Origin of the sequence: Pedococcus dokdonensis, assembly GCF_900104525.1 — a bacterium.
GTDB classification, from domain to species: Bacteria; Actinomycetota; Actinomycetes; order Actinomycetales; family Dermatophilaceae; genus Pedococcus; species Pedococcus dokdonensis.
This window is the reverse complement of record NZ_LT629711.1, coordinates 895,620-911,610: the sequence shown is the minus strand read 5'-3', so window position 1 is coordinate 911,610 and position 15,991 is coordinate 895,620. Positions and strand designations below refer to the sequence as shown.

General features: G+C 70.6%; 17 protein-coding genes and 1 riboswitch. Of the genes, 7 read left to right on the top strand and 10 right to left on the bottom strand.

The features are described 5' to 3' along the window. Positions 1-54 precede the first annotated feature (54 nt). Both BLQ34_RS04420 and BLQ34_RS04415 read right to left on the bottom strand, forming a co-directional pair. Positions 55-552, bottom strand: a complete 498-nt coding sequence (locus tag BLQ34_RS04420) for a pyridoxamine 5'-phosphate oxidase family protein (RefSeq protein WP_091782022.1) — start codon at positions 550-552, stop codon at positions 55-57. 130 nt (positions 553-682) lie between these two features. Then, complete coding sequence (locus BLQ34_RS04415; RefSeq protein WP_091782019.1) at positions 683-907, bottom strand: hypothetical protein; 225 nt, start codon at positions 905-907, stop codon at positions 683-685. A 153-nt stretch (positions 908-1,060) separates the two neighbouring features. Between BLQ34_RS04415 and BLQ34_RS04410 the strand changes: the two genes are divergently transcribed. Next, positions 1,061-1,828, top strand: a complete 768-nt coding sequence (locus tag BLQ34_RS04410) for an SDR family NAD(P)-dependent oxidoreductase (RefSeq protein ID WP_091782015.1) — start codon at positions 1,061-1,063, stop codon at positions 1,826-1,828. Positions 1,829-1,900: 72 nt separating this feature from the next. Here the strand turns inward: BLQ34_RS04410 and BLQ34_RS04405 are convergent, their stop codons facing one another. Further along, on the bottom strand, positions 1,901-2,491 hold the full coding sequence (locus tag BLQ34_RS04405; RefSeq protein WP_091782012.1) for a hypothetical protein: 591 nt from the start codon (positions 2,489-2,491) through the stop codon (positions 1,901-1,903). A gap of 121 nt (positions 2,492-2,612) precedes the next feature. Beyond that, a complete protein-coding gene (locus tag BLQ34_RS04400) occupies positions 2,613-3,050 on the bottom strand; it encodes a pyridoxamine 5'-phosphate oxidase family protein (protein WP_091782009.1) in 438 nt (145 codons plus the stop codon). A 126-nt stretch (positions 3,051-3,176) separates the two neighbouring features. On the opposite strand from BLQ34_RS04400, the gene BLQ34_RS04395 reads away from it, so the two are divergent. Both BLQ34_RS04395 and BLQ34_RS04390 read left to right on the top strand, forming a co-directional pair. Further along, positions 3,177-4,058: a universal stress protein gene (locus tag BLQ34_RS04395; protein ID WP_091782006.1), complete on the top strand. Its 882-nt coding sequence runs from the start codon at positions 3,177-3,179 to the stop codon at positions 4,056-4,058. After that, a complete protein-coding gene (locus BLQ34_RS04390; protein WP_091782003.1) occupies positions 4,058-4,483 on the top strand; it encodes a pyridoxamine 5'-phosphate oxidase family protein in 426 nt (141 codons plus the stop codon). Before BLQ34_RS04395 ends, BLQ34_RS04390 begins: the two co-directional genes overlap by 1 nt. A gap of 94 nt (positions 4,484-4,577) precedes the next feature. Here the strand turns inward: BLQ34_RS04390 and BLQ34_RS04385 are convergent, their stop codons facing one another. From BLQ34_RS04385 to BLQ34_RS04370, 4 genes are all read right to left on the bottom strand, one after another. Then, positions 4,578-5,231 carry a response regulator gene (locus BLQ34_RS04385; protein WP_091782000.1) on the bottom strand — a complete coding sequence of 218 codons (654 nt, stop codon included), beginning with the start codon at positions 5,229-5,231 and terminating at the stop codon, positions 4,578-4,580. Between the two features lie 49 nt (positions 5,232-5,280). Continuing rightward, positions 5,281-6,159, bottom strand: coding sequence for a universal stress protein (locus tag BLQ34_RS04380; RefSeq protein WP_172829353.1), 879 nt, complete (start codon positions 6,157-6,159; stop codon positions 5,281-5,283). Positions 6,160-6,282: 123 nt separating this feature from the next. Further along, positions 6,283-7,938 carry a GAF domain-containing sensor histidine kinase gene (locus tag BLQ34_RS04375; protein ID WP_172829352.1) on the bottom strand — a complete coding sequence of 552 codons (1,656 nt, stop codon included), beginning with the start codon at positions 7,936-7,938 and terminating at the stop codon, positions 6,283-6,285. Positions 7,939-7,942: 4 nt separating this feature from the next. Then, complete coding sequence (locus BLQ34_RS04370) at positions 7,943-8,560, bottom strand: CBS domain-containing protein (protein ID WP_172829351.1); 618 nt, start codon at positions 8,558-8,560, stop codon at positions 7,943-7,945. A 155-nt stretch (positions 8,561-8,715) separates the two neighbouring features. On the opposite strand from BLQ34_RS04370, the gene BLQ34_RS04365 reads away from it, so the two are divergent. Together BLQ34_RS04365 and BLQ34_RS04360 are read left to right on the top strand one after the other, a co-directional pair. Continuing rightward, positions 8,716-9,144, top strand: a complete 429-nt coding sequence (locus BLQ34_RS04365; protein ID WP_091781990.1) for an OsmC family protein — start codon at positions 8,716-8,718, stop codon at positions 9,142-9,144. A gap of 56 nt (positions 9,145-9,200) precedes the next feature. Beyond that, positions 9,201-10,184: a magnesium transporter CorA family protein gene (locus tag BLQ34_RS04360; RefSeq protein ID WP_091781987.1), complete on the top strand. Its 984-nt coding sequence runs from the start codon at positions 9,201-9,203 to the stop codon at positions 10,182-10,184. A 159-nt stretch (positions 10,185-10,343) separates the two neighbouring features. Here the strand turns inward: BLQ34_RS04360 and BLQ34_RS04355 are convergent, their stop codons facing one another. Both BLQ34_RS04355 and BLQ34_RS04350 read right to left on the bottom strand, forming a co-directional pair. Further along, positions 10,344-11,381, bottom strand: a complete 1,038-nt coding sequence (locus BLQ34_RS04355) for a ribonucleotide-diphosphate reductase subunit beta (RefSeq protein WP_197674772.1) — start codon at positions 11,379-11,381, stop codon at positions 10,344-10,346. Next, complete coding sequence (locus BLQ34_RS04350) at positions 11,378-13,846, bottom strand: ribonucleoside-diphosphate reductase subunit alpha (RefSeq protein ID WP_231961440.1); 2,469 nt, start codon at positions 13,844-13,846, stop codon at positions 11,378-11,380. Before BLQ34_RS04350 ends, BLQ34_RS04355 begins: the two co-directional genes overlap by 4 nt. A gap of 133 nt (positions 13,847-13,979) precedes the next feature. After that, positions 13,980-14,218, bottom strand: a riboswitch (cobalamin riboswitch). A 67-nt stretch (positions 14,219-14,285) separates the two neighbouring features. Between BLQ34_RS04350 and BLQ34_RS04345 the strand changes: the two genes are divergently transcribed. Continuing rightward, positions 14,286-15,455, top strand: a complete 1,170-nt coding sequence (locus BLQ34_RS04345; protein WP_091781984.1) for a DUF4185 domain-containing protein — start codon at positions 14,286-14,288, stop codon at positions 15,453-15,455. Positions 15,456-15,515: 60 nt separating this feature from the next. Next, entirely contained in the window at positions 15,516-15,974 is a 459-nt protein-coding gene (locus BLQ34_RS04340; RefSeq protein WP_157692897.1) for a methyltransferase family protein, read from the top strand. Positions 15,975-15,991 lie beyond the last annotated feature (17 nt).

Here is a 15,991-nt window from a genome sequence, read left to right as displayed (position 1 = left end):
GCACCGCAGGTTTCGCACCCACTCGGAACGAGCCCTGCGGCGCCCCTGCAGTCGTCACCCCTGGCTGCGGGCACGCCGCTCGACCAGCTCGGCGACCGCGGTCGGCAGGGTCTGCTCGAAGTCGATCAGCTTGGCCCAGGTCGGGGTGACGACGATGCGCACCATGCCGTCCGCGTAGAGCGAGCGGACCTCCTTCTCCCACTCGACGCGCTGCTCGGCCGTCATCTCGTAGGTGCCGGTCTGCTGGAGGAACTCGTCGGGTATCCCGTCGACGGGGTCGAGGTCGGCGCGCCCGCGGATCAGGAGGATCTTCGGCGGGTGCGACTCGGTGTCGATCGTCATCGCGACCATCGGGTTCCGAGCGAGGGCCTTCAGCTTGGGCGCGTTCTTCGGGGTGCACATCACGGCGGTCTCGCCGTTCCACGCGAAGACGATCGGGATGGTTCGAGGGGTCCCGTCCAGCGCGACATACGCCAGTCGTGTCACGTCGCGGGCCAGCAGCTCCTGGCTGGACCGGCGGTTCAGGACCTCGGTGACCTCGTGCGCGTGCATGGTGGTTCCTCCCTGACTGTTTTCGTCGGCTCGTGCGCCGCTGACACCTCCGGGACGGAGCTGACCCGGGTTTCTCGACACCGACCGCAGGTATGGGTCCGATCGCAGCGAAACCTGCGGTGGCCGGGCCTCAGCGACCCCGGTTTCGCGGGTGTTCGCGGGCCTGGCGCTCGTTGCCCCGTCGATAGTTGCCGGTGACCCGCGCCATCAGCTCCTGCGGGTCGCCCCGCTCGACGTCCTCGAGGAACTCCTGCGCCCTCGACCCGCGCAGCACCGTCGCACGCCGACCGTGGTGCGACACGACGACCTCGTCCCCGCGCTCCTCGAACTCGAACCCCTCCGGTCGCCCCGCCATGCGCCGAGGGTATGCCGGGTCGTCACCCGTGTCGCGCGCGTTTCCAGTCCCAGCCCGACCGCACTGAGCAAAACGGCGGTTGCGTCGGCTTCCGCCCAGCAAGTGCCGGGCGGAAGCCGACGCAACCGCCGTTTTGCGGCCTAGATTGGGCCCGTGAACGCTCTCGACCGCTTCTCCCTGGCAGATCGCGTCGCCGTCGTCACGGGTGGGACCCGCGGGTTGGGGGCCGGCTTCGCTCGCGCCCTGGGCGATGCCGGAGCTGCGGTGGTGCTCGTCGGGCGTGACGCGACAGCCGCCGACGAGGTCCTCGGCTCGTTGCGCGACAACGACATCCGCGCCGACTTCGTCGAGGCTGACGTCACCGCGCCGGCCGACGTGCAGCGGATGCTCGACTCCACCCTTGCCCTGCACGGCCGGGTCGACATCCTGGTCAACAATGCCGGCGCCTGCGTGCACGCCCCCGCCCTCGACGTCACCCCCGAGGACTGGCGCGCCGTGATGGCCGTGAACGTCGACGCGGTGTGGACCTGCTCCCAGACCTTCGGTCGCCACTTCGTCGCGCAGGGTCGCGGCTCCATCGTCAACATCGGCTCCATGTCCGGGCTCATCGTCAACCGCCCCCAGTGGCAGCCGGCCTACAACGCCTCGAAGGCCGCCGTGCACCACCTGACCCGCAGCCTCGCCGCGGAGTGGGCCCCGCACGGGGTGCGTGTGAACGCGCTCGCTCCCGGCTACATCAAGACCGACATGTCACCGGTCGACGACCCGAAATTCCGGCAGCACTGGATCGACGACGCTCCCATGCAGCGCTACGGCACCGTCGAGGAGCTCGCCCCTGCCGTCGTGTTCCTGGCCAGCGACGCCTCGTCGTTCGTCACCGGCTCGGTGCTCGTCGCGGACGGCGGCTACACCGCCTTCTAGCCACGACCCGCCACAGCACCGCGCAGAGCCCCCGTTCCCGGTGGAACGAGGGCTCTGGCCAACCAGCCGCCGCTAGGCGATGGCGGGCTTCGGTGTGGTGTGGCGCTGTCCGCTGCCGACCTCCTGCTCGGCAGGCACGTGGCGCAGGTGGCGGAAGCCCAGCACGCTCAGGAACAGCATCGCCGCCGCGCCCACGAAGCTGGCCCACGCGGCATACAGGGCGATGGTGCCCATCGTGCCGAAGGCATAGGCGTTGAGGAGGAGCCCACGCAGGGTCTCGCCCTTGAAGGCGAGGTCCACCATGGCCTGGGCCTTGGGGTCATCGGGGTTGGCGCGAGCCGCGGTGCTGAGCTCGGAGTAGGTCTTGCCGCCGGTGGCCTCGTCCAGGTGCACCTTGATGTAGTGGTCGGCATAGGCCTTGGCCTGCGCGCCCGTGGTGAGCTGTTGGCCGGCGTACTGCTCGAGGTAGGGCTTGACCTTGGGGTCGTTGAGCTGCTCGCTCCCCTTGGCTGGGAAGTTGATGTGCTGGGCCGCCAGCTGGCTGTGGACCTCGTCGCCCACGAAGCTGCTCGCCCAGGTCATCAACCCACCGATCACCAGAAGGACTGCGGCGACGATGAGGCCGCCCGTCGTGAGCAGGGCATCCAGGGTGCGTCGACGCATGATCGTGGTTCCTCCTTCGGGCGCTCGGCGCCCGGTTCGAAATTCGTTCTGACACTTGTAGTTTCGCGACAGAGGGGGATTGCGGTCAGGGCCAAAGGTCCTGACTTCGCCTCCCGGGTGCCTAGGTGCGGACGTCAGTGATCGGCCGGCCGGTCCGGTGGCCGCCACGGACGGCGAACCGTCGACCGGTCACCGAGTCCGGGTGGATGCGCATGATCCGTGGCTTGGGCCCGTCGTGCCACGGGTAGAGCGGCAGCCGCATGGCCTCCAGGGCGTCGTCGAGCTCGTAGACCTCATGGGCGAACCCGCGGGCCACCACGCTCCACGCCTCGCCCCGCTCCGTGTCGTAGCCGTCCACCTCGAACGCGACGAACGTGCCGTCGGACGACGTGAACAGGGTGCCCGTGCCGGTGCGGAAGACCACTGTCCCGTGGTCCACCGCGTAGTTGACCGGGAAGATGTCTGGCCCCTGACCCTGCAGGACGGCGACCCGACCGACCACGCCCTCGCGCAAGGCAGTCCAGCACTGCGCGACCGTGAGCTGAGTGTTCGTTTCCATGCGAACACGCTCCCGTCCCTGCGGGCCGACGTTCAGGGCCGAAGGTCCCTGTCCCGTGGTGCGGCCCGGACGGACGCTGGTGGCACACCCGGAGCACACCGGCCCGGGCGGCAGCGAGGAGGAGCCATGTCATCCACCACCATCGGACGCGTCGTCGTCGGAGTCGACGGCCAACCCCCGGCCGCCCGGGCACTCGACTGGGCGATCGCCGAAGCACAGCGCACGCATGCGACGGTGCAGCTCGTCCACGCCCGAGCCATGCCGCTGCGGGTCCCGGCGCCGGAGTCCCCCTTCGCCGCTCACACCGCCGAGTCGGACGAGATCCTGGGCACGGCGACCGAACGCGTCCGCACTCTCGCTCCGGGCCTGACCGTGACCACGGCCAGCGCCTACGGCAACGCCGCGGCCCTGCTCAGCGACGTCTCTCGGGGCGCGACGTGTCTCGTGGTCGGTGCGCGTGAGCAGAGCGCACTGGGCAGCGCCCTCCTGGGCTCGACCTCGCTCGACGTCGCGGCCCATGCCCCCTGCCCCGTGGTCGTGGTGCGGGCCCTCCCCGAGCAGCTGCCCGACCGCCCGGGCGTCGTCGTCGGCTCCGACGGGTCCGAGCTCTCGGAGGCCGCCATCGCCGCGGGCTTCGAGCAGGCCGACCGTCTCGGTCTACCGCTGACCGTGGTCCACGCGTGGTACCTCGACTACGCCGGAACCGGGCTGGCCGCGCTCGAGACGAGCGACGTCCGGCTCCAGGTCACCCAGGAGGAGCAGGCCCTGGCGGCCGAGGCGTTGGCCGGCTGGTCGGAGAAGTACCCCGACGTCCAGGTCCGCCAGCGCGTCGTGCACGGTCACCCGGTCGAGGCGCTGGTCCAGCACTCGCGAGGCGCCGAGCTCGTGGTGGTCGGCAGTCGCGGTCGCGGTGGTTTCACCGGGCTGCTGCTGGGCTCGGTGAGCCATGGTGTGCTCCACCACGCGCACTGCCCCGTGATGGTGGTGCGGCCCGGCGGGGGTGTGTGATGGCCGGCGACATCCGCCCCACCGACCACACCGGTCTGCGGGTCCTCGACCTCGACGAGTGCCTGGCGAGGCTCGTCGAGGTGCCAGTCGGGCGGTTCGCGTTCCAGCTCGATGGCGAGCTGACCGTGCTCCCGGTGGTGCACACCCTCGACGGCATCGACGTGTGCTTCCGGACGACGGGTGACTCGAAGATCCAGGCAGCGGTCGACCACGACCGGGTGGCCTTCGAGGTGGATCAGTTCGACGCCAGGACCCGCACGGGCTGGAGCGTGCTGGTCCAGGGCACGGCCACCGTCGTCGACGACGACGAGGACGTCCGCCGGCTCGACCGGGTCGCCAGGGTGCCGTGGGTGCCGCCGCACGAGGCGGCGAGCACCTGGGTGCGGGTCCGGACGCAGAGCATCACCGGCCGAGCGCTCGTCTGACCTGCTGCGGGCCGGCTCTATTGACCTGCTGCGGGCCGGCTCGACGCCGCGTCTGCTGCACACCGGCTCGACGCCGCGTCTGCTGCACGCCGGCTCAACGCTGCGTCGTGCCACCTTGACCGGCTTGGCCTGCGACGTAGACCGCAGCCTGGGTGCGGCGCTCCATGCCAAGCTTCGCCAGCACCGACGTCACGTAGTTCTTCACGGTCTTCTCCGCCAACGACAGTGCCTCGCCGATCTGGCGGTTGGTCATCCCCTGGGCGATGCAGTCGAGCACGCGCCGCTCTTGAGGCGTCAGCTCGGCGAGTCGCGGGTCGGTGGGCTGCTCGTGGCCCCACGCCGTTCGCAACCTCGCCACCACCTCAGGCTGGAGGAGTGACTCCCCCGCAGCCACGCGACGGATCGAGGTCACCAGGTCCGCCCCACGGACGTCCTTGAGCACGTACCCGGCAGCACCGGCGGTGACGGCGGCGGTGAGCGCCTTCTCGTCGTCGTAGGAGGTGAGGATGATCCCCCGGATGTCCGGGTCCACCGATCGCACGTCGCGACACACGTCGATGCCGGAGCCGTCGGGCAGCCGGGCGTCGAGGACCATGACGTCAGGACGAAGGGCCGGGATCCGCCGGCTGGCCTCGGCCGCCGACCCCGACTCCCCCACGACCTCGAGGTCGTCCTCGACCTCGAGGAGCTCGCGCAGGCCACGCCGGACCACCTCGTGGTCGTCCAGCAGGAACACCTTGATGCTCATCACCGACCACCCCTCTCGGACGAGAGCCTAGTGACCGGCGACCCCGTCCTCACAGGGCACCGCGGCGGACCACGACGACGGGACTGGCCGCCCGGCGCATCACACCGTGGCTCACCGAGCCGACCATGAGCCCGGCGAAGCCACCGTGGCCCCGGCTCCCGATGACGACCATCCCGGCGTGGCGGGACTGCTCGGTGAGCACGTCGTCAGCGCGACCCTCGGCGACCGTTCCGGTGACGGTGAGCCCGGGGGCGGATTCCTGCACCTGGGCCACGGCCTCGTCCACGGCAGCGCGCGCGACCGACATCCAGGCCTGCCTCGAGGCCCGCACCATGACGGAGCCCTCGGGCGGGTCCTGCCAGGGCGTGAGGGCCGGTGCGCGCCAGGCGCTGACGATCTGCAACGGTGCCCCCCACCGGCTCGCGAACTCCGTCGCCAGCGCGACGGCGGACATCGCCGGACGTGAGCCGTCCGTGCCGACGACGACCGGCCACGAGGGGCCGGGCTGGCGCTCAGCGGCTTCGCCCACCACGACCACGGGACACCGTGCGTGCAGGGCAACTGCGAAGGAGACCGATCCCAGGACTGCGGCCTGCAGGGCGCTGCGGCTGTTCCGCCCGACCACGACCAGGCCGGCCTCACTGGACCGCGCGACCAGCTCGCCGGCCGGGCCCCCGACGACCCCCACGCCGGTGATGACGGCGTCGGGGGCGCTCGACCGGCCCAGGTCGACGCCTCGCACCGCCGCAGCGCGGCTCGCGCGGCGCAGCTCGGCATACGAGCTGGATGCCCCAGCGGTCGTCTGGTCCGCAGGTTCCGACACGCTGACCACTGCGAGATCAGAGCCCAGGCGCGGTGCCGCCTCCGCGGCCCAGCGGACTGCGGCGACGGACGCAAGGCTCTCGTCGTAGCCGACGACCACCGGCATACCCACGATCCGAGTCGGTGGGAGGACTCGGGCAGCTCTGGTCGGACCATGGAGTGAGGACGTCATGTCCCGAGCCTGCGGGACGCGCCATCGTGACGACAGGGTCGAAGGTCCCTCCGGCCATCAGCTCCCGGGGGAAAGGGGAACCGCCCACTCGAGCACGGTGCCGCCGGCACCGCTCGCCGCGAGCGCGAAGCGACCACCACGACTGCTCGCCCTGCGGGCCAGGTTGTCGAGTCCCGACCGCGTGACATCGGCTGGCACGCCGACGCCGTCATCGCGCACCTCCACCGACACCGTGTCGGAGACCTCCACGACCACCTCGACCTGACTCGCCCTGGCGTGCCGCGCAGCATTGCTGAGGCCCTCCCGCACGACCGCAAGGAGGTCCGCCGCCACCTGCTCGGGAACCTCGGTGACGTTGCCACGCATGGTCAGCGAAGGTGCAAACCCGAGACTGACGACCGCGCCCTCGCAGATCGTCGTGATCTCGGAGGCCAGGCTGCGGGAGTCCGGCGCACGGTTGAGGGCGAAGATCGTGTGCCGGATGTCCTTGATGACGGCATCGACCTCGTCCACCGCCGTCTCGATCCGGTCCCGGGCCGAGGGCTCGGTGACGAGGCGGCTCGCGGACTGCAGCGAGAGACCCGTCGCGAACAGGCGCTGGATGACGTGGTCGTGCATGTCACGGGCAATCCGGTCCCGGTCCTCGAGGAGGTCGATCCGGGCCTGCTCGCGCTGGGAGCTGGCGGCAGTGAGGCCGACCGCGAGGCGCTGGGCGAAGTCGATCAGTGGATCGGGGCTGCCACCCACCTCGGGCGGCAGCCCGGTGACGACCACCACCCCCAGGGCCTGGTGGCCACCGACCGAGACGGGCACCACCACCCGGTCCGGGGCAGCCTCGGCTGCGGAGGGGCCCGCTGCCAGCGCGGCCCTGGCCTCTGCGTTGTCCAGCGTGGAGCCGACCGGCGCCGTCCCGCTGCCGGCGGATGCGACCACCACCAGGTCAGCGCCCACGGGCTGCGCGATCAGCGCACCGTGGGCGCCGGTGAGACCGAGGACGCGCTCGGCCGCATCAGCCAGGACCTCGTCCTCGGACACTCCGGCCAGCAGAGCCGCGGTGAGGTCCCGGGTCGCCTCTCCCCAGCGTTGCTGCGTGACGCTGCGGTGGTAGAGGCGCGCGTTGTCGATGGCCACCCCGGCAGCTGCGGCCAGTGCTGTCAGGATCGTCTCGTCGTCCGCGCTGAAGCCGTCCGCGCCCCGCTTGTCGGTGAGGTAGAGGTTGCCGAAGACCTGGTCGCGGATGCGGACGGGGGCGCCCATGAAGCTCGTCATCTCGGGGTGGTTGGGAGGGAAGCCGTAGGAGTCGCGGTGGTCGGCGATGCGGTCGACGCGTTGGGGGTGCGGACTCGCGATGATCATCCCGAGGAGCCCTCGGCCGTGCGGCAGGGCCCCGATGGCCTCCCGCTCTGCGTCGGAGATCCCGTGGGTCACGAACTCGACGAGCTCCTCGCCGCTGGGCCCGAGCACCCCGAGCGCGCCGTAGGTCGCGTCGACGAGCTGGCAGGCCGCCTCGACGATGCGGCGGAGCACGGCCGCCAGCTCGAGGTCGGAGGTGACTGCGACGACGGCGTCGAGCAGCGCACCGAGCCGATCCTGTGCCGTGCGTGCGCTTCCGGCCCGCGAGCGGAGCTCCGCGATCAGGTCGTCGAGGTCCAGCCCCGACAACCGGGCGATGGTTCCGGGCCCCTGCTCCGGCGGGGTCAGCTGTGGTGCCACGGCCTCATCGTAGGGTCCCTTCTTCGTCGACCTGGACCACGACGTCGCGCACGCCGGGGGCGCCCGCGGCCACGGCAGCCGCCAGGCTGGCGTCCCGCGCCCGACGCACTCCACTGACCGTGACCACCCCGCGCGAGACCCCGACGCTCCAGTCGGTGTGACCCAGCCGGCCGAGCTCCCGCACCACCCGCAGCCAGATGTCGGCGTCGCGGGTGGCCAGCTGGTGAATCACGTCGCTGCGACTCACCATCCCCACCAGTGCATGGTCCTCGTCGACGACCGGCAGGCTCTTCCAGCCGGTGTCGGCCAGGACGCGCGCGACCTCCGCGACGTCGGTCCCTTCATGGGCCACCACCGGGTCTGCGCTCATCACCTCGGCCACGGTCGTCGGCCACGGCACCTCCGCCTCCTCGACCACGGGTCGCAGGTGGGCCCGCGGGTCGGCCGACAGGTGGAGCCGCAGCACGTCGGCTTCACTGAGGATGCCGACGACGCGACCCGTGGCGTCCACGACGGGCAGCGCGGACACCCGCTGCTCCGCCAGCACCCGGATCGCCGAGTCCAGGGGGGAGACGTCCCGCACCTGGGCCACGTCCCTGGTCAACAGCTCTCGCACCAGCATGGCGCCACTCCTCTCGTCGGGCATCGTCGTCCGCCGCCCCCACCGACGATCGCGGGTCGGCGTCGGGCGGCACAGGGTCCTTCGTCCCGCCCGTTGCGGTTGGGCGCGCAACGCCTAGATTGGGCCTGACCGTTCTGCCACCCGAAGGAGACCTCATGGCCACCACCCGCACCGCCGCCGCCCACTGGGAAGGCTCTCTCATGGAGGGGGCCGGACAGGTCGAGCTGCAGTCCTCCGGGATCGGGACCTTCAGCGTCTCCTGGCCGGCTCGCGCGGAGGCCCCCAACGGTCAGACCAGCCCGGAGGAGCTCATCGCCGCGGCCCACTCCACCTGCTACTCGATGGCGCTGTCGCACGGGCTCGCCCAGGCCGGCACGCCTCCCACGTCGATCGACACCACGGCCAACGTCACCTTCCAGCCCGGCACCGGCATCACCGGGATCGCCCTGTCGGTCGTCGGGAACGTCCCCGGCATCACCGCCGAGCAGTTCGAGGAGGCCGCGCAGGCCGCCAAGGCCGGCTGCCCCGTGAGCCAGGCCCTGTCGGCCGTCCCGATCACGCTGGAGACGAGCTTCACCGGCTGAGGCCGGGGGCTCGGTCGAGTCAGGGCCACGACCGTGGTCGGCGGCGGGCAGCCGTGATGGACGCCTGGTGGGTGTCCGACGCCGGGCTCGAGGAGCACGACGTCAGGGAGGTCGACGACCTCCTACGGCGCGATGGCGGTTTCGTCTGGCTCGACGTCCCGGAGTTCGACGACGAGGCCGAGGCGCTGCTGAGTGAGCACTTCAACGCCCACCCGTTGGTCGTCAAGGCCTGTCGTGAGCGGAACTTCGTGCCGTCGGTGCACGGCTACGAGCACCACACGTTCGTCATCGTGCACACGCCGCTGGCCGGGGAGGGCGGCCACGTCCACATGCTCGAGCTGGACCAGCTGGTGGGGCGCCGCTACCTCGTCACGGTGCACGGGCCGCGCAACCCGGCGGTGTCGTTGATGGACGCCACCGAGGAGACGAGGACCGTGCAGGAGCGGATCCGCGCGGGACGGTTCCGGCCGGGCAGCCCCAGCGAGGTGTCCTACGCGATCGGCTCGGCGGTGGCACGGCGCCAGAGCGCCGCGGTCAAGGACGTCGCCAGCCGGTTGCCCGCGCTGGAGATGCGGGTGATGGGCTCGGACTTCCACCAGCCCGAGGAGCTGCTCGAGGAGCTCTTCCTGCTCCGTCACGAGCTGCTGATCTCGCGGACCCAAGCCGGTCAGGCGCACGAGATCTACGGCCGGCTCGCCTCTCTCGAACGCTTCGCCACGGAGGAGTCGCAACGGCACGCCCGTGACCTCTCGGAGCAGTTCGACCGGGTCCGCAGCCTGGCCGACGGGGAGAGCCAGTTCCTCTTCGGGGTGATCGAGCTCTACCAGACGCGCGTCACCACCAAGATGACGGTGGCGATGGAGCGGCTGGCGGTGATCGCCGCGATCACGTTGCCGGTCACTGCCATCGCGTCGATCTATGGCATGAACGTCATCGTCAACGGCAGCACGCACTGGGTGCAGCTGGTCATCGTCCTCGCCGTGATGGCCTCGATCAGCCTGTGGCTGCTCCGATGGGCCCGCCGCCAGGGCTGGTGGTGACCTCCCTCCCGTCCGCGACGCTGTCTCATGCAAAAGGCGAGTTAGCGCCGCACTGAGCGGCGCTAACTCGCCTTTTGCATGAGATGGCGACGGTATGCCGGGTGGCCGCCCCCCATGGTGACCACCCGGCATACCTGTCCTCGCCAGGGCGCCTCGTCCCTAGAACTCCTCGTCGAACCCGACGGAGCCGCTGACACCGACCTGGTAGGCGGAGACGCGGCGCTCGAAGAAGTTCGAGAGCTCCTGCACGTCCTGCAGCTCCATGAACGCCAGCGGGTTCTTCGAGCCGTACTCGGGCTCCAGACCCAGCTGTTCGAGCCGCCGGTCCGCGACCGACTCGAGGTAGGTGCGCATGTCCGCCGTCGAGAGCCCCGCGACTCCCCCGCCGAGCAGGTCCTCGGCGAACTGCGCCTCCGCGTCCACGGCGTCGCGCATCATGGCTCGCACCTGCCGCCCCATCTCCTCGTCGAAGAGGTCGGGCTCCTCGCGGCGCACCGTCTCGACGACGTCGAAGGCGAACGCCATGTGCATGGACTCGTCACGGAACACCCAGTTCGTGCCGCTCGCGAGCCCGTTCAGCAGGCCGCGGGACCGCAGGAAGTACACGTAGGCGAAGGCGCCGTAGAAGAACAGCCCCTCGATGCACGCTGCGAAGCAGATCACGTTGAGCAGGAACGCCCTGCGGTGCTCCTTTGTCTCCAGCTCCTGGAGGTCGAAGACCGAGTCGATCCACCGGAAGCAGAAGTCCGCCTTGTCCTTGATCGACGGGATGTTGTCGACGGCCGCGAACGCCTCGTGCCGCTCCCTCTCGTCGGGCACGTAGGTGTCGAGCAGGGTCAGGTAGAACTGCACGTGCACCGCCTCCTCGAACAGCTGCCGGCTCAGGTAGAGCCGTCCCTCCGGGGAGTTGATGTGCTGGTAGAGGTTGAGCACGAGGTTGTTCGCCACGATGGTGTCGCCAGTGGCGAAGAACGCCACGAGCCGGCTGACCAGGTGCCGCTCCGCCGCGGTCAGCCGCTGCAGGTCCTTGAGGTCCGAGTGCAGGTCGACCTCCTCGACCGTCCAGGTGTTCTTGATGGCGTCGCGGTAGCGCTCGTAGAAGTGGGGGTAGCGCATCGGCCGCAGGGTGAGGTTCATCCCCGGGTCGAGCAGCATCCGGGTCTCGCTGGTGTCCAAGGCGTTGTGGGACAGGGTCATTCGCAGGCCTCGCAGTTCTCGGGGTTCTCCAGGGAGCAGGCGATAGCCGCTTCGTCGGTCGGCTTCACGGCGACGGAGACGGTGGCCTGCTGGATGCGGGTCGCCGGTCGGGACCGCAGGTAGTAGGTCGTCTTGAGCCCGGCCTTCCACGCGTAGAGGTACATCGAGCTGAGCTTCCCGATCGTCGGCGAGGCGAGGAACAGGTTGAGCGACTGGCTCTGGTCGATGTAGGGCTGACGAGCCGCAGCGAGCTCGATCAGGGACTTCTGCGGGAGCTCCCACGCGGTCCGGAACAGCACGCGCACGTCCTCGGGGATGTCGGCGATGCCCTGCACCGAGCCATCGCTGCGCTTGATCGCCTCGCGCACCGCAGGCGTCCAGAGGTCACGTGCCTTCAGCTCGCGGACCAGCGCGGTGTTGATCTGGAGGAACTCGCCCGACAGCGTCTCGCGCTTGAACAGGTTGGAGACCTGCGGCTCGATGCACTCGTAGGCTCCGGCGATCGACGCGATGGTCGCCGTCGGTGCGATCGCGATGAGCAGCGAGTTGCGAAGCCCGTTCTCCCGCACGGACTCCCGCAGCGCGGCCCACCGTTCGGTCTGGGTCGGGGTGACCTGCCAGAGGTCGGGATGCAGGTCGCCGCGCGCCGCGCGGGTCTCCTGGTATGCCGGGTGGGCACCGTGCTCGGCGGCCAGCTGGGTCGAGCGCTCCAGTGCCGAGAGGTAGACCTCCTCGGCGATGCGCGTCGACAGCTCGCGTGCCTCGTCGGAGTCGAACGGCAGGCGCAGGGCGAAGAACACGTCCTGTAGTCCCATCACGCCGAGGCCGACCGGACGCCACCGCGGGTTCGAGGCCGCGGACTCCTCGCTCGGGTAGTAGTTGATGTCGATGACGCGGTCGAGGTAGGTCACCGCGGTGCGCACCGTGGCCCGCAGCTTCTCCCAGTCGATCGCGTCGCGACCGGCGGTGAGGTGCTGGGCGAGGTTGACCGAGCCGAGGTTGCAGACGGCCGTCTCGGAGTTGCTCGAGACTTCGATGATCTCGGTGCACAGGTTCGACAGGTGCACGACCGGGGCGCCGGGGACCTGCTCGTCGCTGGTCTGGTTGCAGGTGCGGTTGCTGGCGTCCTTGAAGGTCATCCAGCCGTTGCCGGTCTGCGCCAGCGTGCGCATCATCTTGCCGTAGAGCTCTCGCGCACTCACCTGGCGCACGTAGCGCCCGTCCCGCTCCGCGGCGGCATACGCCTCCTCGAAGGCCGGGCCCCACAGGTCGGGGAGCTCGGGCACCTCGTGGGGGTCGATCAGGCTCCACTGCTCGTCGGCCTCGACGCGGCGCATGAACTCGTCGGGCACCCAGTTGGCGAGGTTGAGGTTGTGGGTCCGGCGGGCGTCCTCACCGGTGTTGTCACGCAGCTCGAGGAACTCCTCGATGTCGGGGTGCCACGGCTCGAGATAAACGCACGCGGCGCCCTTGCGGCGGCCTCCCTGGTTAACCGCCGAGACCGAGGAGTCGAGGGTGCGCAGCCACGGGACGATCCCGTTGGAGTGGCCGTTCGTGCCGCGGATCAGGGCCCCGCGCGAGCGGACCCGCGACCACGAGATGCCAATGCCACCAGCGAACTTCGACAGCTTGGCGACCTGCGCGTAGCGGTCGTAGATCGACTCGAGCTGGTCCTGCGGCGAGTCCACGAGGTAGCAGGACGACATCTGGGTGTGCCGGGTGCCGGAGTTGAACAAGGTGGGCGAGCTGGGCAGGTAGGCCAGCGACGCCATCAGCCGGTAGAACCCGATCGCCTCCTGCGGCGTGTGTGACAGGCCGCAGGCGACCCGCAGCAGGAAGTACTGCGGGGTCTCGATCACCATGCGGGTGTCGGGGTGGCGCAGCAGGTAGCGGTCGTAGACGGTCCGCAGCCCGAAGTACTCGAACCGTCGGTCGTTGCTGACGTCGACGGCGTGGTCGAGCTTGCGGGCGTTCGCCTCGACGAACGCCGCGGTCTCGTCACCGACCAGTCCCTCGAGGTGGGCGAGCCGGACGGCCTGGCTGAACGACGCGATCTGCTGGCCCCGCACCTCCTTGTCGATGTAGTTCGACAGCAACCGGGCCGCGAGCCGGGAGTACTCGGGCTCGGACGCGGTCATCTCTGCGGCGGTCTGGATCGACAGCCGGTCCAGCTCGGCGGTCGTCGCCCCGTCGTAGAGCCCACTGATGGTGCGGGTGGCGATCGCCATCGGGTCGACCTCGGCGAGGTCGTCGCACCAGCGCTCGACGGCCCGGACGATCTTCATCACGTCGACGGGCTCGCTGTCGCCGTTGCGCTTGCGCACGGCCATGGTGCTGCGCCGGGCCGGTGCTTCGACGCCGGCGGACGGCGCGGCGGGTGGTGCGGTGGGTGGTGCGGTGGGTGGTGCGGTGGGTTCGACGGGCTGGGTCGGGACGGGGACCACGTCGATGGTCGTGTCGGTCACTGCTCTCTCCTCGCGAGCGATTCGGTGCCGCGGGTCGAGGAGGGGACGACGACACACCCACCGCCCCGGAGAACGGGTGCGGTCGACTGCGTCTGTCGTGTGACCCGCCCTCGAGGCCACGACTGCCCGCACACGGCGTGTGCGGTCGCTGGCAGGTCTTCGGACTCGCGGACCTGCGCGCCGCCGGCCGATCACTCGGTCGACGCCACGGTTCCTACTGGCCGTCGCTTCCCACCCGCGTGGTGCGAGCAGTGCTTGGTGACGGCGGTCGTTTCCGCTTACCGCTGCGGGGCAGTCCCGGATTCGCACCGGGTTCCCTCTTGCCCCGGAGTCCGATTACGCGGACTCCGGACCAGCAAGAGACACCATATGCGGGTGGTGCCACGAATTCGTGGCACCACATGTGGGGTCCGCGTGTCGCGTCCCTAGGATTGTCACCATGCGCCGCCCGACCCCCCTCCGGCTCGGCGTCGCAGTCCTGGCAGCCGTTCTCGGTGCCGTGCTGGTGGGGTGCTCGACAGCCCCGTCCAGTGGTCCCGCGGGCGCGTCGGCCGGCTCGGCACGCCCCCGTCTGACACCCGCCTGCCCCCGGGCCACGCCGACCGGGCGTCAGCCGGTGGTCACCGTCGCCCAGCTCAACACGATCGTCGCCGGCCTCGACCTGCCGCTGTGGCAGGCGGGCGACATCGGAGCCAGCGCGCGGCTGCCCGACGACCGGATCGTGTGGGTGTTCGGCGACACCGTGCGTGACGACGGCGTCACGCCACGGATCGTCGCGAACTCGATGCTGGTGACGAGCGGCCTCTGCACCTCTCAGGTCGAGGTGGCCGGCCAGGGACCGGTGATCCCGGACCGCGCCGATGGCGTGGTGCACTGGCCCATGTCGGTGGTCTCGGTGGCCCGGCCCGAGGGCGACGTGCTCGTCGTGATCTCGGCCCGCATCCGGCGCGGTGCCGGGGACGGGCTCGACTTCACCTACCTGGGCAGCAGCGCCACGATCTTCGACGTGGCGCCCGGCGCCGCGCCCACACTGCGACAACAGCTCGACATCACTCCCGACAGCACCGCGCCGGACCAGGTCAACTGGGGTTCAGCGATGACGGTCCGCGCCGGGTGGCTCTACGTCTACGGCACCCGCCTGCCCAGCAAGGACTCCTTCGGGCGAGCCCTGTATGCCGCCCGTGCACCGATCGCGGACGCGCGGGACCGCGCGACGTGGCAGTTCTGGGACGGGTCCGCGTGGGTCGGCGAGCAGTCCCGTGCGGCGGTCATCCTGCCGGCCCGAGGGGGCGTCTCGCAGACCTTGTCGGTGGACGTCCTCGACGGCCACTTCGTCATCGTGTCCAAGCGCGACGGCGACCTCGGCAACACCGTCTACGCGTGGTCGTCCGACTCCCCCACCGGTCCGTGGTCCGCCCAGCGAGGCACCCGCGCCGACTTCCAGGACCCGTCCGGGCAGCTCAAGTACGCACCGCTGGCGCATCCCGGCATCGCCCTGGCCGACGGCCGGTTGCTCATCTCGATCTCGCGCAACACCACCGACTTCAGCCGGCTCCTGACCGATCCCTCGTTGGGTCGTCCGGTCTTCGCCGAGATCGACCGCCCCTGACCGGCCGCAGCTCCCTCGCCCCCTTGCCGGGCGCGGCGTGGTCGGACGACGATGGCTGTCGTGGATGCGCCGTCCTTCCGGATCTGGCCCCCCGTCGCGCTGGGGGTGCCGCTGGCGGTCGGGCTGCTGGTCAGCGCGGCAGCGGGCGACCCGGTCTCGATCGCGACTCCCGCGACCCGGTGGATCGGCTGGGCGATGGTGGTGGCCTTCGTCCTCTGGAACGGCTGGACGCTCACCTACATGGCGACGCGCAACACGGCGGTCCTGCCGGGCGGAGCGTCGACGGTGGTGCTTCAGTCCGGGCCGTTCCGGCTCAGCCGCAACCCCCTCTACGTCGGGCTGGTCGTCCTCGACCTCGGGTGGGCGTTGCTGGCCGACTCGTTCTGGGCGCTGGCGCTCGTGCCGGTGGGCGTGGCCGCGCTCTGGTGGGGAGCTGTCCGGCCCGAAGAGCGTTACCTGGCAATCAAGTTCGGCTCTGAGTACGACGCCTACCGGGCGCGCGTCCGGCGGTGGCTGTGAGGGGCGAGGTCGCGTGG

Coding starts and splice junctions, on each gene's coding strand:
- BLQ34_RS04420 (WP_091782022.1), bottom strand. CDS start 552: ATGCACGCGCACGAGGTCACCGAGGTCCTGAACCGCCGGTCCAGCCAG.
- BLQ34_RS04415 (WP_091782019.1), bottom strand. CDS start 907: ATGGCGGGGCGACCGGAGGGGTTCGAGTTCGAGGAGCGCGGGGACGAG.
- BLQ34_RS04405 (WP_091782012.1), bottom strand. CDS start 2,491: ATGCGTCGACGCACCCTGGATGCCCTGCTCACGACGGGCGGCCTCATC.
- BLQ34_RS04400 (WP_091782009.1), bottom strand. CDS start 3,050: ATGGAAACGAACACTCAGCTCACGGTCGCGCAGTGCTGGACTGCCTTG.
- BLQ34_RS04395 (WP_091782006.1), top strand. CDS start 3,177: ATGTCATCCACCACCATCGGACGCGTCGTCGTCGGAGTCGACGGCCAA.
- BLQ34_RS04390 (WP_091782003.1), top strand. CDS start 4,058: ATGGCCGGCGACATCCGCCCCACCGACCACACCGGTCTGCGGGTCCTC.
- BLQ34_RS04385 (WP_091782000.1), bottom strand. CDS start 5,231: ATGAGCATCAAGGTGTTCCTGCTGGACGACCACGAGGTGGTCCGGCGT.
- BLQ34_RS04380 (WP_172829353.1), bottom strand. CDS start 6,159: ATGCCGGTGGTCGTCGGCTACGACGAGAGCCTTGCGTCCGTCGCCGCA.
- BLQ34_RS04370 (WP_172829351.1), bottom strand. CDS start 8,560: ATGCTGGTGCGAGAGCTGTTGACCAGGGACGTGGCCCAGGTGCGGGAC.
- BLQ34_RS04365 (WP_091781990.1), top strand. CDS start 8,716: ATGGCCACCACCCGCACCGCCGCCGCCCACTGGGAAGGCTCTCTCATG.
- BLQ34_RS04360 (WP_091781987.1), top strand. CDS start 9,201: ATGGACGCCTGGTGGGTGTCCGACGCCGGGCTCGAGGAGCACGACGTC.
- BLQ34_RS04355 (WP_197674772.1), bottom strand. CDS start 11,381: ATGACCCTGTCCCACAACGCCTTGGACACCAGCGAGACCCGGATGCTG.
- BLQ34_RS04345 (WP_091781984.1), top strand. CDS start 14,286: ATGCGCCGCCCGACCCCCCTCCGGCTCGGCGTCGCAGTCCTGGCAGCC.